The 17608-nt window shown below is 66.4% G+C and carries 17 protein-coding genes; 2 read left to right on the top strand and 15 right to left on the bottom strand.

What is annotated here, in order from left to right:
- Nucleotides 1–51: 51 nt before the first annotated feature.
- The 7 genes from FHT08_RS05630 to accD all read right to left on the bottom strand — a co-directional run bounded on the left by FHT08_RS05630 (nucleotide 52) and on the right by accD (nucleotide 7976).
- A complete protein-coding gene (locus tag FHT08_RS05630; protein WP_166774523.1) occupies nucleotides 52–480 on the bottom strand; it encodes a group 1 truncated hemoglobin in 429 nt (142 codons plus the stop codon).
- Entirely contained in the window at nucleotides 480–1352 is an 873-nt protein-coding gene (locus tag FHT08_RS05625; RefSeq protein ID WP_166774522.1) for a DUF3034 family protein, read from the bottom strand. The genes FHT08_RS05630 and FHT08_RS05625 overlap by 1 nt, the downstream gene beginning before the upstream one ends.
- The gene (locus FHT08_RS05620; RefSeq protein ID WP_166774521.1) at nucleotides 1352–3715 is read right to left on the bottom strand and encodes an EAL domain-containing protein; all 2364 of its coding nucleotides are present in this window, start codon (nucleotides 3713–3715) and stop codon (nucleotides 1352–1354) included. The genes FHT08_RS05625 and FHT08_RS05620 overlap by 1 nt, the downstream gene beginning before the upstream one ends.
- The gene (locus tag FHT08_RS05615) at nucleotides 3712–4398 is read right to left on the bottom strand and encodes a methylamine utilization protein (protein WP_166774520.1); all 687 of its coding nucleotides are present in this window, start codon (nucleotides 4396–4398) and stop codon (nucleotides 3712–3714) included. The genes FHT08_RS05620 and FHT08_RS05615 overlap by 4 nt, the downstream gene beginning before the upstream one ends.
- Nucleotides 4399–4596: 198 nt before the next feature.
- The gene (locus tag FHT08_RS05610; protein WP_104536830.1) at nucleotides 4597–5535 is read right to left on the bottom strand and encodes a 2-oxoglutarate and iron-dependent oxygenase domain-containing protein; all 939 of its coding nucleotides are present in this window, start codon (nucleotides 5533–5535) and stop codon (nucleotides 4597–4599) included.
- Between the two features lie 124 nt (nucleotides 5536–5659).
- Nucleotides 5660–7009, bottom strand: a complete 1350-nt coding sequence (glmM, locus tag FHT08_RS05605; protein ID WP_104536828.1) for a phosphoglucosamine mutase — start codon at nucleotides 7007–7009, stop codon at nucleotides 5660–5662.
- Nucleotides 7010–7091: 82 nt separating this feature from the next.
- Nucleotides 7092–7976, bottom strand: coding sequence for an acetyl-CoA carboxylase, carboxyltransferase subunit beta (accD, locus tag FHT08_RS05600; RefSeq protein ID WP_166774519.1), 885 nt, complete (start codon nucleotides 7974–7976; stop codon nucleotides 7092–7094).
- Nucleotides 7977–8256: 280 nt separating this feature from the next.
- Here accD and FHT08_RS05595 point away from each other — a divergent pair, with 280 nt between their 5' ends.
- The gene (locus FHT08_RS05595; protein WP_146096297.1) at nucleotides 8257–9009 is read left to right on the top strand and encodes a hypothetical protein; all 753 of its coding nucleotides are present in this window, start codon (nucleotides 8257–8259) and stop codon (nucleotides 9007–9009) included.
- A 12-nt stretch (nucleotides 9010–9021) separates the two neighbouring features.
- On the opposite strand, the gene trpA is transcribed toward FHT08_RS05595, so the two are convergent.
- The 3 genes from trpA to trpB are packed head-to-tail and all read right to left on the bottom strand — an operon-like array spanning nucleotide 9022 to nucleotide 11291.
- Entirely contained in the window at nucleotides 9022–9825 is an 804-nt protein-coding gene (trpA, locus tag FHT08_RS05590; protein ID WP_104536825.1) for a tryptophan synthase subunit alpha, read from the bottom strand.
- A 39-nt stretch (nucleotides 9826–9864) separates the two neighbouring features.
- Entirely contained in the window at nucleotides 9865–10074 is a 210-nt protein-coding gene (locus FHT08_RS05585; protein ID WP_104536822.1) for a hypothetical protein, read from the bottom strand.
- Nucleotides 10074–11291: a tryptophan synthase subunit beta gene (gene trpB, locus FHT08_RS05580; protein WP_104536820.1), complete on the bottom strand. Its 1218-nt coding sequence runs from the start codon at nucleotides 11289–11291 to the stop codon at nucleotides 10074–10076. Before trpB ends, FHT08_RS05585 begins: the two co-directional genes overlap by 1 nt.
- A 106-nt stretch (nucleotides 11292–11397) precedes the next feature.
- Between trpB and FHT08_RS05575 the strand changes: the two genes are divergently transcribed.
- Nucleotides 11398–12318 carry a LysR family transcriptional regulator gene (locus tag FHT08_RS05575; RefSeq protein ID WP_166774518.1) on the top strand — a complete coding sequence of 307 codons (921 nt, stop codon included), beginning with the start codon at nucleotides 11398–11400 and terminating at the stop codon, nucleotides 12316–12318.
- Between the two features lie 133 nt (nucleotides 12319–12451).
- On the opposite strand, the gene FHT08_RS05570 is transcribed toward FHT08_RS05575, so the two are convergent.
- From FHT08_RS05570 to FHT08_RS05550, 5 genes are all read right to left on the bottom strand, one after another.
- Nucleotides 12452–13120, bottom strand: coding sequence for a phosphoribosylanthranilate isomerase (locus tag FHT08_RS05570; RefSeq protein ID WP_104536816.1), 669 nt, complete (start codon nucleotides 13118–13120; stop codon nucleotides 12452–12454).
- Entirely contained in the window at nucleotides 13117–13890 is a 774-nt protein-coding gene (gene truA, locus FHT08_RS05565; RefSeq protein ID WP_104536814.1) for a tRNA pseudouridine(38-40) synthase TruA, read from the bottom strand. The genes FHT08_RS05570 and truA overlap by 4 nt, the downstream gene beginning before the upstream one ends.
- Nucleotides 13891–13930: 40 nt before the next feature.
- Nucleotides 13931–14317, bottom strand: a complete 387-nt coding sequence (locus tag FHT08_RS05560) for a VOC family protein (protein WP_166774517.1) — start codon at nucleotides 14315–14317, stop codon at nucleotides 13931–13933.
- Nucleotides 14314–16284, bottom strand: a complete 1971-nt coding sequence (locus FHT08_RS05555; protein ID WP_166774516.1) for a FimV/HubP family polar landmark protein — start codon at nucleotides 16282–16284, stop codon at nucleotides 14314–14316. Before FHT08_RS05555 ends, FHT08_RS05560 begins: the two co-directional genes overlap by 4 nt.
- 219 nt (nucleotides 16285–16503) lie before the next feature.
- On the bottom strand, nucleotides 16504–17529 hold the full coding sequence (locus FHT08_RS05550) for an aspartate-semialdehyde dehydrogenase (protein ID WP_104536811.1): 1026 nt from the start codon (nucleotides 17527–17529) through the stop codon (nucleotides 16504–16506).
- Between the last annotated feature and the right edge of the window lie 79 nt (nucleotides 17530–17608).

The raw sequence follows: 17608 nt of genomic DNA, 5'->3' as shown, positions 1-17608 counted from the left end.
GAGGATCGACCACGCGCGTCCATCACTGCGCGCGGCAGTGGTGCGACACCCTCAGTGATTGACGATGTCACCGTGCATGGCCGCCAGCCGCGCCAGCAGACCGTTCTGCGTGCGGCGCGGAATCTTGCGCTGATCCATCGCCCAGTTGAGATCCTCGACCAGCGCGTTGAAGTCGCCTTCGCGAATGGCCAGGTGCGCGTGCGCCTGCTGCATCGACTTGGCGGTATCCGGGCACGGGCCGTCGGCGACATGGCAGAACTTCTGCACCAGGCGCTCGTTGAGCATCACGATGTTGACGCGCGCGAACTTGTCGACGATGCGCTGGTCGTCGGCGATGCGCGACAGCATGGTTTCCACCAGCGCTTCGATACCGGCCTGCCCGCCGAGTTCGTCGTAGAGCGTGGGGCGCGGCTGCGTGATGGCGCAGGCACTCATCAGCGCCAGCATGCACAGCAAGGGCCAGCGCAGCCGTCGATTCATCAGAACGCCACCTGCAGGGAAAGATAGGGGCCGCGTTGGTCGGTGAGCGTGGCGATGTCGCCAAGCTCGGCCCATGCCGCGGTCAGGGACACATGCTTGCTGGGAAACCAGGCCACGAATGCATCGCCCCAGGCCTGCTCGCGGGCGAAGCCGAGGTTGTCGGGTTTGTCGCGATACTCCACGCCGACCACCCACGCCGGCGACAGCACGACGGCGGCGCTGGCTTCGCCGACCAGCCGACGGGCGTTGCGACGATCGCCGCCGAAACCGAGCAAGCCGGTCTGATTGGCGCGGGTCGTGCGCAACGTGCCGTTGAGCAGCAGTTGATAGCCGCCCGCTGCCTGCAGGAACAGACGGCTGGCGCTGACATAGACGTCGGTGCCGTGATCGTCGCGTGCGCCGATCGCCAGCGGCAACGCGCCATCGCGCAGGCGCTTGTACTGCACGCCCACACTGACCTGTGGCGCATGTCCGTAGACCAGATCGCCGTAGACCCGCAGCTTGGCGCCGAACACATCCTGGCCGAGCGCATTCCACGGCAGGCCCAGCCGATCCTGCAGGGTACCCAGATCCAGACGTTGCCGCGCCAGCGAAAGTTCCAGCCGGTTACCGACCGTCAGCGCGGCACCCTGCACGTCGAGCCGGTAGTCGCCGCTGTCCACATGCGTGGCGAACAGCACGCTGCCCAGTTCGTCGCGGGTGCCGTATCCCGACAGCGTGGCCCACGGCACGATGCCGCCACCGCTGCTGCCTTCGATCATGGACACGCCACCGGTGGCGAGCAGGCGCCCCTCGCCTGCGATCGCCGCCGCGGGTGCGAGGCCCAGCCCGGCCAATGCCGCAGACAGCAGCGTGCCTCGCCACCTGTGCATCAATGCATCCCTGCTTGCGCCGTCGGCGCCAGATCGAGTTGACGCATGCACCAGGCGATCAGCGGCACTTCCTCCAATGCGGGCGAATAGAGATAGCCCTGCACCATGTCGCAGCCGTAACCGCGCAGCAGGCTCAGCGCGGTGGCGCTCTCTACGCCTTCGGCGATGACGCTCAAGCCGAGGTTATGGCCAAGATCGATCGTGCTGCGCACGATGAACGCATCGTCGGTGCCTTCGGCCAGCTGCATGACAAAGCTCTTGTCGATCTTCAATTCGTCCACCGGCATGCGCTTGAGTTGCGCCAATGAGGAGTAGCCGGTGCCGAAGTCGTCGATGGACAGACGTACGCCGACGCTGCGCAGCTGATGCAGCATGTGCAGGGCGGACTCGACATCGCGCATCAAGGCGCTTTCGGTCAGTTCCAGCGTGACCGACTGCGCCGGCACCGCGTGATGCTCCAGACGGCCACGCACGTAATCCGGCAAACCGGGGTCGGACAGATCCAGTGCGGAGAGATTGATCGCCATGCCCAGCTCCAGCCCCTGCCTGCGCCATTGCGCCTGGCAGCGTAGCGCCTCGTCCAGCACGAAGCGGGTCAAGGGATGGATCACGCCGGAGTGCTCGGCCAAGGGAATGAATTCGTCCGGGCCGATCGCCCCGAGCGCCGGATGGTGCCAGCGCACCAGCACCTCCACCTGTTCGACGCGATCGTTGCGCAGGCAGATCTTGGGCTGAAAGCGCAAGGTCAGCTCATTGCCGCCGATGGCCTGGCGCAGGTCGCCGGTCAGGCGCAACCGGCGCAGATGCTGCTCGTCCTGACCCAGGCGATACACGCTGGCGCCGATGATGGTGGCGTTGCCGCCCTGGCGACGTGCGATGTCGGCGCGGCGCAACAGGGTGTCCGGATCGGCGCCGTGTTCGGGAATCAGGGCGATGCCGATGCTGGCTTCCAGCTGGATGCGCGCCTGCGGCAGCGCCAGCGGGCGGCGCAACTGCAGCAGCAAGCGCTGCGCATCCTGTTGCACAGTGGTGACGTCGGTCTGCGCCACCACCACCATGAATTCGTCGCTGCCCAGTCGCCCGACGAGATTGGGCTCCTGCACCACGTCGGCAAGGCGGCGGCCCGCCTCGATCAGGATCTGATCGGCGAAATCGTGGCCCAGGCTGTCGTTGAGCTCCTTGAAGCGTTCCAGATCCAGGATCAACACCGCCGCCGTGCCGCCGGAAGCCACGGTCTGGTCCACCACCTCCTTCAGCCGCTCCAGCAACCAGATGCGATTGGGCAGACCGGTCAAGGCATCGTGGCGCGCCTGATGCAGGATGCGCTGCTCGCGACTGGCGATCTGCTGCTGCATGCGCCCGAAGCTGTCGGCCAACTCGGCCAGTTCGCGCCCGGGTGGCACCTGGACCACAGTGTGATAATCGCCGCGTTGGATGCGCCGTGCTGCCTGTACCAGTTGTGCGACCGGCTGGCTGACGCTGCGCGCCAGGAAGATCGCCACACCCAGCGCCGCAGCCGTCGCCAGACCGGCCAACAGCAGGATGCGCAATCTGAGGACGCGGTAGGGCTCCACCGCGCGATCCAGCGAGGCCTGCAGCGCGACTCGCACATGGCTGTCGCCCTGGATCGACCGCAGTTTGACCAGGTAACGCGACTCGGCCAGGGTCAACGCAACCGCCGCACCCTGCGCGCGTTGAGCGGCCGGCAACTGCTGCGCAAATTCGGCGCGCGCCGCCGGCTCCAGGGTGGAGGCCAGCACGCGCACCGGCGGACCATCGGTGAAGAAGGTCGCATCCAGCCCGGTGGTGGAACGGAAATCCTGCGCGAGACCGTCGCCGGATTCGTTGCCGATCGCGATCCAGCCTACCCGGCTCGGTGCCAGAACCTGGACCACCGCCAGCCGCACGATGCGTCGGTCCAATGCGACCACGCCGACCGCGTGCCCATCGCGCTGCGCCTGCTGCAGCAGGGTCTGCACCGCACGCAGCTGCTCGGCTTGCGGCAGATCGGCGAGCCCGGTCAAGAATTCGCCATCCGGCGCCAGCAGTAGCGCGGTCTGGGCCGACATGCGCGCCGCGTGATTGCGCAATGCCGATTGCATGGTTGGCACATCGCCGCTGGCCACGGCGGCGCGAAAACCGAAATCGTCGGCCAGCACCGAGGCCGACTGCATCAGCTGTTCGTCGCGGCGCAGATTGATGCGTTGCCAGACGCGCTCGCCGATCCGCAATTCCTCGTCGAGCTGCGCCTTGACGCTGCGCTCGGTGGCGACCTGCACCGCGATGAAGGTCAATGCCTGCGTGGCGAGCACGACCAGCACCAGAAAGGCCGCGATCCGGGTATGCAGGCGCATGGCCTTCATGGCTTCGGCGTCTTCGGGTCGGCGCGACGGAACTTGTCCTGCAGCGCACGCACGCGCGCATCCGGTGGCACCGCTGGCGCGGCGCCGGTGGTCTGCAAGGTCACGCGCCGTTGCACAGCCTCGCGCGCAAGCGCCACAGGCTCGGCAAGCATGGCGCCCTTGATGCGCGGATGCCAGACCCGCAGCGTGTAGCTGCCTGCCGGCGCATCCAGCTGCACCCGACCGTCGCTGCCGGTCTTGCCGAAATACGGCGTGTCCATCACCACGATATAGCCCAGCATCCAGTCATGGATATTGCAGCCCAACGTTACCAGACCAGCCTGGTCGAAGCGCACCGGGGCCGCAGTGCTGCCCTGGAACAGCGGCAACTCGAACCGCTTTGCGGCTGAGAACGAATAGACCTGATGGCGAATCTGGTCGCTGTTGGGAAACCGCACCAGGGTGCCGGTGCGCACCGCCAGCACGGCAGGCACGAACTGCGAATTGACCTGGTCCATCTCCACGGTCCTGGGCGCCCCGGCGGCAACCGCACGAGCCGGCTCCAGACTCACCACCGCATCGACCAACATGCCGTTGCCATCGACCACGGTCACGCTGATCGGCGTTGCCGATGCGCAGCTTGCGGCGCAGGACGCCAGCAACCCCGCAACCGGGCCGATCCGTTTGAACCACTGCGTCCTCATGCGCCCCCCGAGCTCTAATGCAATCGGCAGCGGCGCCAGGCGAATCCGACGTCGCGCTAGCGATCAGACTGGGTTATCGGCTGAGGTGAATGCAAGCTTTAACCAGACGCGAACAGAGCTTCATGAATCAAACTGTGCCAGCGGTCATTGCTTCTGCTGTAAGCGCAGCTGCTGCACGGGCTGGTCGCTGCGAACGTATCATTTCAGCTTGATTTCGCGCAGACGTTCTTCCAGAAAACCGTGCGCGGTGATCGGCTCGGGATAGCGGCTCGGATTGTCGGCGGTGATGCACGAAGGCAGCACGTCGATCAGGAAATCCGGATTGGGGTGCAGGAAGAACGGCACCGAATAGCGCGGCTTGCGCGCCTGTTCGCCCGGCGGATTGACCACCCGGTGGATGGTGGACGGATACACGTGGTTGGTCAGGCGCTGCAGCATGTCGCCGATGTTGACCACGATGGTGTCGGCATCGGCAGTGAACGGCACCCACTCGCCGTCGTTGGAGCGTACTTCCAGCCCGGCCGCGCTGGCACCGACCAGCAAGGTGATGAAATTGATGTCGCCGTGCGCCCCGGCGCGCACGTTGGGAATGTCGTCGCTGGTGATCGGCGGGTAGTGGATCGGCCGCAGGATCGAATTGCCGTTGTTGGTCTTGTCGACAAAGTAGTCCTGCGGCAGGCCGATATGCAGCGCCAGCGCCGACAGCACGCGCGAGCCCAGCTGGTCCAGCTGCTGGTACAGGCGATAGCCGCGCTCACGGAAACCGGGCACCTCTTCGGGCCACAGGTTCGGCGACATCACCGCGCGGTACGGCGAATCGTCCGTGATCTCGCGGCCGATGTGCCAGAACTCCTTCAGGTCGAAATGCTTGGAATCCTTGGCGGTCTCCACGCCGAACGCGGTATAGCCGCGCGCACCGCCGCTGCCTTCGACGTGATAGCGACGCTTGACCTGCTCAGGCAGCGCGAAGAACGCCTTGAACACGTCATACGCCGCGTCGATATCGGCTTGCGCGATGCCGTGGTTGCGGATGCCGGCAAAGCCCCACTGCCGATAGGCCGCACCGAGCTCGGCGACGAAAGCGTCGCGGTCGCTGTCGAAACGGGTGATGTCCAGGGTCGGGATGCGGGCGCTCATACGGATATCTGCAGTTGAAGTCGGGAAGTCAAAAGGAAAGCCTGCCGCTCAGGACAGCAGGCGATACAGCAGGTAGAACGTCGCGGCCTTGGCAAAGACCACGCAGACACCAATGATCAGCGACTCACGCCGCGTCACGCACGGCTCCGGAGAGACGGTCGAGCGTGTCCTGCATCAGACCGGCGTCGTCGGCCTCCACGGTCACGCGCACCACCGGCTCGGTGCCGGAAGGACGCAGGAACGCACGCCCACGGCCCTGCACGGCGGTCTGCGCCTGCTGTAGCGCCTGCTGCACGCCGGCGGCCTCGACAATCGCCTTGGCGGCACCGCCGTCCAGCCGCACATTGACGGTCTTCTGCGGCACCTTGCTCAGACTGCCCAGTGCCTGGCGCAGGCTCTGTCCATCGCGCCCCAGCGCCTCGAGCACCTGCAACGCACTGACGATCCCATCGCCTGTTGTGGCGCGATCCAGACACAGCAGATGGCCGGAGGTTTCGCCGCCCAGCGTGCCGCCACCTTCGACCAGGGCCTGGTGCACATAGCGGTCGCCGACCTTGGCACGCTGGAACGGGATGTCCGATGCAGCCAGCGCCTGCTCCAGGCCGTAGTTGGTCATCAACGTGCCGACCACGGTGCCGGTAAGCCGGCCGCTGGCCTGCCAGGAACGCGCGAGCACGTACAGCAGATCGTCGCCATCGACCGGGTTGCCCTGGTCGTCGGCCATCAGCACGCGATCACCATCGCCATCGAAGGCGATGCCGAGCTGTGCACCGCTCTCGCGCACCTTGGCGGCGAGATTGTCGATATGGGTGGAGCCGACACCGGCATTGATATTGAGCCCGTCGGGTGCGGCACCGATGACGACCACGTCCGCACCCAGCTCGCGGAACAGCATCGGCGCGATGTGATACGTCGCGCCGTGTGCGCAGTCCAGCACCATCTTCAGGCCATGCAGGGTGAACCCGCGCGCCACGCTGGCCTTGCAGAACTCGATGTAACGGCCGATCGCATCGCGGGTGCGGATCGCCTTGCCCAGACGCTCCGATTCCACGGTGTGGAACGGCTCGTCCAGCGCGGCCTCGATCGACGCTTCGGTGGCGTCATCGAGCTTCTCGCCTTCGGCGGAAAAGAACTTGATGCCGTTGTCGTAGTGCGGATTGTGCGAGGCGCTGATCACCACGCCGGCATCGGCGCGCAGGGTGTTGGTCAGGAAGGCGATGGCCGGAGTCGGCATCGGGCCGATCAGCTGCACGTCGGCGCCGGCGGCGACCAGGCCGGCCTCCAGTGCGGCTTCGAACATGTAGCCGGAAATCCGGGTGTCCTTGCCGATCAGCACCAGCGGACGCTTGCTACGGCCACGGGTCAGCACGCGACCGAGCGCATTGCCCAGCCTCAGCACGAAATCGGCCGAGATCACGCCCTGCCCGACCCGACCGCGGATGCCGTCGGTTCCAAAATACTTGCGACTGCTCATGCGTTGCGGTGTTCCTGCCTACGGGTGGGCGCACACGCAGCAGCGCGTGCGAAGTTGTCGCGCGCGCGCGCAACCACCGGCCTCATGCAGCCGCGTCCTGCGGATGCGGCTGACGCATCATCATCGCGGTCAGATCGGCGATGCGGTCGCGCATTGCGCGACGATCGCAGATCTGGTCGATGGCACCGTGGTCGAGCAGGAACTCCGAACGCTGGAAGCCTTCCGGCAAGGTCTCGCGCACGGTTTGCTCGATCACGCGCGGGCCGGCGAAGCCGATCAACGCATGCGGCTCGGCGATATTGATATCCCCCAGCATCGCGAACGAGGCCGACACGCCACCGGTGGTGGGATGGGTCAGCACCGAGATGTACGGCAGGCCGGCCTCGCGCAGGCGACCGAGCGCAGCGGATGTCTTGGCCATCTGCATCAGCGAGAACAGGCCTTCCTGCATGCGTGCGCCACCGCTGGCGGAGAAGCACACGAACGGACAGCCGACTTCCAGCGCCACTTCGGCCGCGCGTGCGAAGCGCTCGCCGACCACCGAGCCCATCGAGCCGCCCATGAAGGCGAAGTCGAAGGCGGCGGCCACCAGCGGATTGCCCTTGAGCGTGCCGCGCATGGCGATCAGCGCGTCGTACTCGCCGCTGCTCTTCTGGCTGGCCTTGATGCGCTCGCCGTAGCGCTTCTGGTCCTTGAACTTGAGCACGTCGACCGGACCCAGCTGGGCGGCGATCTCGGTGGTTGCGGTGTCGGGATCGAACAGCGAATTCAGGCGCGCGCGCGCGCGGATGGCCATATGGTGGCCGCACTTGGGACACACCTCGAGGTTTTCCTCGAGCTCGGGGCCGTACAGCGCGCTGCCGCAGTTGCTGCACTTCTCCCACAGGCCCTCGGGGACGCTGCGCTTCTTGGCCGGGGTGTTCTCGGTGCGGATGCCGGAGGGCATCAATTTGCTGAGCCAGCTCATTCGATTCCGTAAAAGCACCCCTTATGGGGCATCAGAATGCGGAGTGTAAACCAGCCCGGCGCCCGACGCTTTCGCAGACCTACGCGGCGAAACACCAGCAAGATAGTCGAGCGGACAGCCGCCGATCGGCACAGGCTTTTACAAGCAACGCGATTATGATATTAGCGACCTGGCGCCCAGGGATCGGGGCTGGAGTGCTCCAGCAGCCATACGCCTGCTTAAATGCGTATCGCCCAAACGAAACAAGCCCCCTAGAAGCCTCAGTGAACAAGGATCGATCATGAAAACACCGGCATGCATTGCAGCTCTCTTACTCCTGGTCTCCGTTATCGGTAGCAGCCAAGCCCAAGTAAAGATGTGCGGAACTGAGACCAGCGCACAGCTTCCAAGCAAGACGACGTCGCACATCAATCCAGATGGCTCGATGACAATAAGGGTACCTACTGGCTGGTTCATGTTTACCCAGGAAAAAGGTGTCTGGGCAATCAGTCCGACCGCCATCCTGACCTGCGCATGTCCTGGAGGATCTGGATGCAGCCCCACGTTACTTCCCAATGGTCAGACTTTCTGTGCAATGAGCTCAGACTGCACACAATGCAACCGTGGTGGAAGCACAGCGATGTACCCGGTTCGGCAGGATCAAATAGGTGCGACCTTTGCCAGTGCTGACGAAGTTAGAAGCTTGCCGCGGATCGATGCACGCCTGCTGTCGGTCCCCGACGTCAGAAAGGATCTACTTGCATTCAAAAAGACCCTGGACATTCCGGTGGACGCCAGCGGGCGCGATGCGGTGTGGATCCGTCTGTATGGTTATGTTGCACCGATGGATGTCCCCGATGGCTATCAGATCCCCATGACTGGCTCTGCAACTGAGAATATGGCACTAGGCTTGCTGGCAAGCCAATCCATTCAGGTCCCTTCTGCCGCAGTGAAATGTAGTTGCGCTAGCGGCGGAAGTTGCAAGCTTGAGTCCAATTTCGGGGTCAAGGTATGCAATGCAGCCGCGTGCGCAACCTGCAGCATGACGTATTGATCGTAGCGCGCATCAGCGATCCAGTGCCTGGCGCAGCGGGACCAGGAAGGCTTCGGCGCGTTCGCGGGCGCTGCGGACGTCGGCAGCTTCGGCCAGCGCGGCGACCAGGGCGCTGCCGACCACCACACCTTCGGCGTCGACGGCCATTGCGGCGGCGCTGGCAGCGTCCTTGATGCCGAAACCGGCCACCACCGGGGCCCCGGCACGCCGACGCAGCTGGCGCAGGCGGTCGCTGGCGGCATGGGTGTCGAGCAGATTCGAGGCGCCGGTGACGCCGGCGAAGCTGACGTAGTACAGATAGCCCTGGGCACTGCTGCACAGCATGTCCAGGCGCTGCTCGCTGGTGGTCGGCGAGGCCAGCGCAATCAGGGCTAGGCCGACCTCGGTGAAGACGGCGCGGGTCTCGGCCGCTTCTTCGGGCGGCAGGTCGACCAGGAGCAGGCCATCCACTCCGGCAGCGACAGCGGCTTGCGCGAAGCGCCGGGTGCCGTGGATCTCGATCGGGTTGAGGTAGCCCATCAACACCACCGGCGTGGTGGCGTCTTCACGACGAAATTCGTGCACCGCCTCCAGCACGTAGGCCAGGCCGGCACCACGGCCCAGCGCGCGCTCGGAACTGCGCTGGATGGTGGGGCCGTCGGCCATGGGATCGGAAAACGGCACGCCGAGCTCGATGACATCGGCACCGGCACGCACCAGCGCATGCATGACCGGCACGGTGGCTTCCAGCGACGGGTCGCCGGCAGTGATGAAGGGGATGAGCGCCTTGCGGCCATCGGCGCGCAGGCGCTGGAAGGTTTCGTCGATACGACGCATTGAAAGACCTTGCAAAAGTTTAGAGGCGGTACGACCGCTTCAATGGATGTCCTGGTACATGGCAGGCGGCAGTTCGGCCAATGCCTGGGCCTCGACCTCGAGGTCGAAACTGTCCAGGCAGCAGCCGCAGCCGCTGTTCTCCGAGCAGGTACGGATCTGCGGCGCCCAGCGGTCGAGCCAGGCGAGCAGCAGCTCCTGTTCGCCTGGCTGGTCGGCCAGCGCGGTCACGGTGACGCGCCGCAGTGGCATCAGACCTGCACGCCTTCGCGCGCAGCGATGGTGTGCACGTCCTTGTCGCCACGGCCGGACAGGTTGCACAGGATCAATGCGTCCTTGGGCATCTCGCGCGCGAGCTTGATCGACTGCGCCACTGCATGGCTGGATTCGAGTGCGGCCAGGATGCCTTCGGTATGCGCCAGCAGGTGGAAGGCGGCCATCGCTTCGTCGTCGGTGATGCCCTGATAGACCGCGCGGCCGCTGTCGGACAGAAACGAATGCTCAGGGCCCACGCCCGGGTAATCCAGACCGGCGGAGATCGAATGGGTTTCGGTGATTTGGCCGTCGTCGTCGCAGATCACATAGGTGCGGTTGCCATGCAGCACACCGGGGCGCCCGGCCGCGATCGACGCCGCATGGCGGCCGGAGGCGATGCCGTCGCCGGCCGCTTCGGCGCCGTAGATCCTGACGCCTGGGTCGTTGAGGAAGGCATGGAACAGGCCGATCGCGTTACTGCCGCCGCCGACGCAGGCGCTGATCGCATCCGGCAGGCGGCCGAAGTCTTCCAGCATCTGCGCGCGCGCTTCGCGGCCGACAATCGCGTTGAAGTCGCGCACCATGCGCGGATACGGATCCGGGCCGGCCACGGTGCCGATGATGTAGAAGGTGTCCTGCACGTTGGTGACCCAGTCGCGCATCGCCTCGTTGAGCGCATCCTTGAGCGTGGCCGAGCCGGAGGTCACCGGGATCACCGTGGCACCCAACAACTTCATGCGGTAGACGTTGATCTTCTGCCGCTCGATGTCGGTGGCGCCCATATAGACCACGCACTCCAGGCCCAGCCGCGCGGCCACCGTGGCACTGGCCACGCCATGCTGGCCGGCGCCGGTCTCGGCGATGATGCGGGTCTTGCCCATGCGGCTGGCCAGCAGGGCCTGGCCGATGGTGTTGTTGATCTTGTGCGCGCCGGTGTGGTTGAGGTCCTCGCGCTTGAGCAGGATCTGCGCCCCACCCACTTCGCGGCTCAGGCGCTCGGCGTGATAGATCGGGCTGGGCCGACCGACGTAATGCTTGAGATCCTTGTCGTACTCGGCAATGAAGGCCGGGTCCTGGCGCGCCTGGTCGTACGCGGCAGCCAGCTCCTGCAACGGGCCGATCAAGGTCTCGGCGACGAACCGGCCCCCGAACTTGCCGAAGTGGCCGGCAGCGTCCGGATAGGCGTGAAAGTCACTGATGGGCTGGGCCGACATGGGAATCCTCTGCAGCGATGCGGTCATACAAGAGGCATTACTGTAGCGCAGCCACGGCGCGCGATAAATCGATAAGATTGCTGCAACCTGTGACCTGGACTCACATATGAGCACACTGCTTCCGCCACTGGCAGCGCTGCGCGCGTTCGAATCCGCCGCGCGTTTGCAGAGCGTCAGCCGGGCCGCGCAAGAGTTGCACGTGACCCATGGCGCCATCAGCCGGCACATGCGCTCGCTGGAACAGGCGCTGGGCGCGGCGCTGTTTACCCGCCAGGGCCGCGGCCTGGCGCTGACGCCTGCCGGCGCCCGGCTGCGCGATGCGACCGGCGAAGGCTTTGCGCTGATCGGCGACACCTGGGCCGCGTTGCGCCGCCCCACCAGCGAGGCGCCGCTGGTGCTGGGCTGCTCGGGCAGCCTGCTCGCGCGTTGGGTCATCCCGCGGCTGGGCCGGCTGCAGCGGGATCTGCCGCAGGTGCGCTTGCACCTGTCGGCCAACGAGCAGGCGCCCGGCCCGGACCTGGATGGCCTGGATGCGGCACTGCTGCTGGACACCCCGCCATGGCCAGGCGACTGGCAGGTGCACGAACTGGGGGTGGAGTGGATCGGTCCGGTGCTGAGCCCGCAGCTGGCATCGGCGACACAGCTGGCCGGCAAAGCGCCTGCCGCCCTGCTCGATCACGCCTTGCTGCACACCCGCTCGCGCCCGCAGGCCTGGCCGGAATGGGCGCAAAGCCACGGCCTGGCGCCCGACGCGCTGCGCTTCGGCACCGAATTCGAACATCTGGTCTACCTGCTGGAAGCGGCCGCCGCCGGCCTGGGCGTGGCGATCGCACCGCAACCGCTGGTTGCCGCAGACCTGGCCGCCGGACGCCTGCTGGCGCCGTGGGGCTTCACGCCAACCCGCGGCCGCTGGGTGCTCTGCGCCGCAAGGCGCAACCCGGACCCGCGCATCGAACAGCTTGCCGGCTGGTTGCGTAGCGCACTTTCAGAAGATCAGCAGCGCACCACGGATGCCGCAAGCGCCTGATTGGAACGCTCGGTGGTCGGAGAAACTACGACCAAGCAATCAATTACCGGGAATTGGATAACCCAAGAGTAATCAACACAACCAGGCAGACTGCCCGCTCCGATTCCCCAATCCCGATTCCCGATTCCCCAACTCACCCCATCTCATGACAATCGGCCCGGCGCACCTCTTCGACGAACTTGCGCATCATGTGGCCGTCCTTGATGCCGGGCGCAAGTTCCACGCCGCTGGACACATCCACGCCCCACGGCAGCGTTGCCACGATCGCATCGAACACATTATCGGCGGTGATGCCGCCGGCCAGCAGAAACGGGCGATGCAGGCCGGTGGGCAGGCGCGACCAATCGAAGGTCTTGCCGGTACCGCCGCCCGCGCCAGGCGCATGGCTGTCGAACAGGAAACCGGCGGTGTTGGGATAGGCGAGCTGCAAGGTCCGCGCGTTGGCGTCCTCGCCGTTGGTCCCGCCGCTGCCCATCGGCACCGCCTTGAGATACGGCAGGTTGAAGCTGCGGCAGAACGCGTCGTCTTCCTCGCCATGGAACTGCAGCAAGGTCGGGCGCACCGTGCGCACCACCTCACGCACTTCTTCCTTGGAATTGTTGCGGAACAGCGCTACCACATCGACCATCGGCGCGGTGGCTTGGCGCATCGCGCGCGCCTCGGCCGGCGCCACGCGGCGCGGGCTGCCATGCGCAAAGATGAAACCTACCGCGTCCACACCCAGCTCGCCGGCCAGTCGGATATCACCGGCGCGGGTCATGCCACAGAACTTGATGCGGGTGCGGTACAGCGATCGATTCATTGGGTCACCTCAGCGGGCAGATGCCACTCTGCGGGATACAACGGCCCGATGAAGACCAGGCCTTGTGGCGGCGCTGTCGGCCCGGCCACCGTGCGGTCGCGGCCGGCCAGCAACGTCGCGATCCAGTCGCCCGGTTGTTCCCCGGTTCCGATCAGGATCAGCGAGCCAACAATATTCCGCACCATGTGATGAAGGAATGCATTGGCCTGGACCTGCACCTCCACCACCTCGCCGATGCGGTGCACGCTGATGGCCTGCAGGTTGCGGCGTGCGTGCAGGGCCTGGCATTGCACGCTGCGGAATGCGCTGAAGTCGTTCTCGCCCAGCAAGGCCTGCGCGGCAGCGTGCATGGCATCGGCATCCAGCGGGCGCCGTTCCCAGCTCAAGGTCTGACGATACAGCGCCGGGCGTATCTGCCGATTGAGCAGGCGATACCGGTAGCGGCGTGCGCGTGCGGAAAACCGCGCATGGAAGTCGGCCGCGGCCGGCACGCACCAGCGCACCGCGATCGAGGGCGGCAGGCGCGCGGTGGTGCCCAGCATCCAGCCACGCGGCGCGCGGTGCGCGTCGCTGTCGAAATGCACCACCTGGCATTCGCCGTGCACGCCGGCATCGGTGCGGCCTGCGCACACCACCTGCACCGGGGCATCGGCCACCGAGGACAGCGCCGCCTGCAGGCTGGCCTGTACGCTCGGCCCGCCATGTTCACCCAACTGCTGCCAGCCCTGGAACTCGCTGCCGTCGTACTCCACGCCCAGCGCGTAACGCATCGGAACCTGCCTGTTGTCGAATCGATGGAGCGTGCGCGGACTAGCTGACCGCGCGCTCGGACCACACCGCCAGCGTATTACCGCCCGGCTCGCGGAAATGAAACCGGCTGCCGCCGGGAAAGCCGAACACCGGCTTGACGATCTCGCCACCGGCCGCGCGAACGCGCTCGGCCATGGGCTCCAGCGCGTCGGCATACAGCACGACCAATGGGCCAGCGTCTGCCGGCGCTGCGCCAATGGCGCGATAGAAGCCACCGTCCAGACGGCCGTCGTTGAAGGCCAGATAATCCGGGCCATAGGCCTGAAACTGCCAAGCGAACACGGCTTCGAAAAAGGCGCGGCTGGCCTCCAGATCGAGCGAGGCGAATTCCACGTAGTCGATGCGGCGCTCGCGTGCGGCGGCCATGCTGTCCAGCGCAGGGCTCATGCCAGGCGTTCCAGCAGTTCGGCGGCCTCGGCGCGGGTGGCCTCGTCGCCGGTTGCGGCGACTTCCAGCAGCAGACCACGCGCGGTGTCCCTGTCGCCGAGATCCATGTAGGCAACCGCCAGTTCCAGACGATCACGCCCAGCCGAGATGAACTCTCTGCTGGTCACCGCACTGGGCGCAGCGACGGGAGCAACGGGTGCCGGATCGACATCCAGGCTGTCCTGCGCGGCGACAGCTGCGGAGGGCACGCCCGGCGGGAGATCGTTGCTGGCATATGCAGCGCCTGCAAGCTGCGGCTCGCCGTCTTCCGGTTCTGCGTGCGCGGACGTCGTCTGCTGCGGCACCGAATCCTGCGGCGCAACGAACTCCGGCTGCACGACTGGAGGAGCTGGCGGCGTTGCACGCAACGAGCGCCAATCCTCGCTGGCGACCACCGGCGGCGCTGCGACAGACTCGGACAGCAGCGGCTCGCGACGCAGCACATCGGACAGCGGTTGCTGCGTCTGATAGGCGCGTTCTTTTTCGCGCAGATCGGCCTGCTCGAATTCGGCTTCGTGCAGCACATCGTGCTCGCTGGGCACAGTGGCCTGCGCATCGTCCTGCGGCTCGGCGGCGTCTGCCGCAGCGCCGACAGGCACGAAATCGAACTGACGCCGCGGCAACGGCGGCAGCGGCGAGGGTTTGCGCCGGCGCGCCGCCAGCCAGGCGACGACCGCCGCGACGATCAACACCAGGCCACCGATCAGCCATAGCGGAAACCCGCTGCCATGCTGAGCCGCGGCCGGCGTCTGCGACAGCCGCTTCTGCGCGGCCGCCAGGTCGGTGTCCTTCATGGCGATCAGGGCTTGTTGTTGCTGCTTGAGTTTTTCCAGATCGGCCACGCGGGTGCGCAGATCCTGCAGTTCCGCATCGCGGGTGGCGATGTCTTCCCTGGCCTGTTGCAACTGTTGGTTGGCCGCCATGTCGCCCTCGCCTTCGGCACTGGTACCGGACGTAGCGCCGGCGGTATTGGTCTGACTCGCCACTGCAGGGGCGATCTCGAGCCGCGCGCCAGCACCTGCCGACGTCGCAGCTGCGGCAGGCGCGGGCGTTGCAGCGGCAGCGCCGGCCTCGGCCGGCTGCGGAATCGCCGAGCGCGCCTGTCGCCACTGCGCGGCCTGCTCGCGCACCATCACCGCCGCTTCGGCGGCGCCGACCTGCGCCAACGCATCTTCCTGTGGGGTGCGCAGCACTGCGCCCTGCTTCAACCGGTTGATGTTGCCGCCGATGAAGGCGTCCGGGTTGGTACGCAGCAGCGCCAGCATGGTCTGGTCGAGCGAATGTCCGCTGGAACGGGCCACGGCGGCAGCGATCTCCGACAAGGTCTGGCCCGAGCGCACCGCCGGCAACGCATCGCCGGCCGGCAGCGGCGCGGCAGCGCGTGTGCTGGAACGTGCGCCGGGCGCCACCGTGTCGGCTGGCTGCCCGGCGCGCTCGGCGTTGGCGGCCGGCGCGGCGGCCGGCGCGCGTGCGATGGTGTTGCTGGCCCCGGCGCGCGGCGCCTCGATGCCTGGCTCGGCAATCGCCGCGGCGGTGTTGGGCGCATCGACCAGTGCGGAGTATTCGCGCACCAGCCGGCCCTGGCCCCACTCCACCTCGATCAGGAAGTTGATCGCCGGCTGCTCCACGGCCTGGCTGCTGGTCACGCGGATCACCGCACGCCCGCGCGCGTCCTGCGCGAACTGGAATTGCAGGTTGCTGACCAGGCCCTGCGGGCGCTCCAGGCCGACCCGTGCGAACGTGGTGGCCGATGCCAGCGCCACGCGTGCGTTGTCGAGTTCGCCCGGCTCGTTCGAGATGACCGGAATCTCGGCCACCAGTGGCTGCCCGGGCCTGGACAGCACCCGGATATCGCCCAAGCCCAATGCCATGGCAGCGCCGCTGCAGGCCATCAGCAGCAGCGCACCTATCCCTTGTATCGGACGCATCGCGCCCCCGCCCCTATGTTTCATGGGCATCAATATAGCCGCTGCATGAGCGAAAAAGTCGGCGACCGGACGCAGAGCGCACATGCCGCCGCGATGCCTCGATGCGATATCCATGCAGCAGGCCATCGACAACGCATTGGCAGGAGCGCGCTTGCGCGCGAGGAGGCATCACAGGGAAACTCCGTCGCGCGCCAGCGCGCTCCTACGGAAGTACCATGATCAGCCTTCCTGTGCGACTAGCTCGGCCAGCTGCACGGCGTTGAGCGCGGCGCCCTTGCGGATGTTGTCCGAGACGATCCACAGATTCAGGCCGCGCGGATGCGACAGGTCCTCACGGATACGGCCGACGAACACCGCGTCCTTGCCGGAGGCATGCGTGACCGGCGTCGGATAGCCGCCGGGCTTGCGTTCGTCCACCACTTCCACGCCGGGCGATGCAGCCAGCAGCGCGCGCGCGTCTTCGACGCCGATCTTGTCGCGGGTTTCGATCGCCACCGCTTCGGAGTGACCGTAGAACACCGGCACGCGCACCGCGGTGGGATTCACCTGGATGGAGTCGTCGCCCAGGATCTTGCGCGTCTCCCAGACCAGCTTCATCTCTTCCTTGGTGTAGCCGTTGTCCTGGAAGTCGTCGATGTGCGGAATCAGGTTGAAGGCGATCTGCACCGGGAAGCGTTGCGGGTCGATCTGCTGGAAGCTCAGCAGCTCGCTGGTCTGCTTGCCCAGCTCTTCCATCGCCGAACGCCCGCCGCCGGAGACCGACTGGTAGGTGGCCACATTGATGCGCTCGATACCGTACTTGCGGTGGATCGGGCCCAGCGCGACCAGCATCTGCATGGTCGAGCAGTTGGGGTTGGCGACGATGCCGCGCGGGCGCTGCTTCAGCGCTTCGGGATTGACCTCCGACACCACCAGCGGCACGTCGTCGTCGTAGCGGAACGCGGAGGAATTATCGATCACCACCGCGCCGGCGGCGGCGAACTTGGGGCCGTACTCCTTGGACACGCTACCGCCTGCGGAGAACAGCGCGATGTCCACGCCGGTGGGGTCGAAATCGGCCAGATCCAGCACATCGACCTTGCCGCCGTTGAACTCCACCTGCCCGCCGGCCGAACGCGAAGAGGCCAGCGCGTACAGGGTGGCGACCGGGAAGTTGCGCTCGGCCAGGATGCTCAGCATGGTTTCGCCGACAGCGCCGGTGGCGCCCACGACCGCGACGTTGAAACGACGGTTTTCGTTGCTCATGAGATTGTCTTTATCGAATAAGGAAAGAGGGGAAACACGCTTGCGCAGTGGGTTCGGGGAACCTCCAAAGCTGGCCGCG

Origin of the sequence: Xanthomonas sp. CFBP 8151 (assembly GCF_011761885.1) — a bacterium.
GTDB lineage: Bacteria > Pseudomonadota > Gammaproteobacteria > Xanthomonadales > Xanthomonadaceae > Xanthomonas > Xanthomonas arboricola_B.
This window is presented reverse-complemented; position numbering and strand designations above follow the sequence as displayed.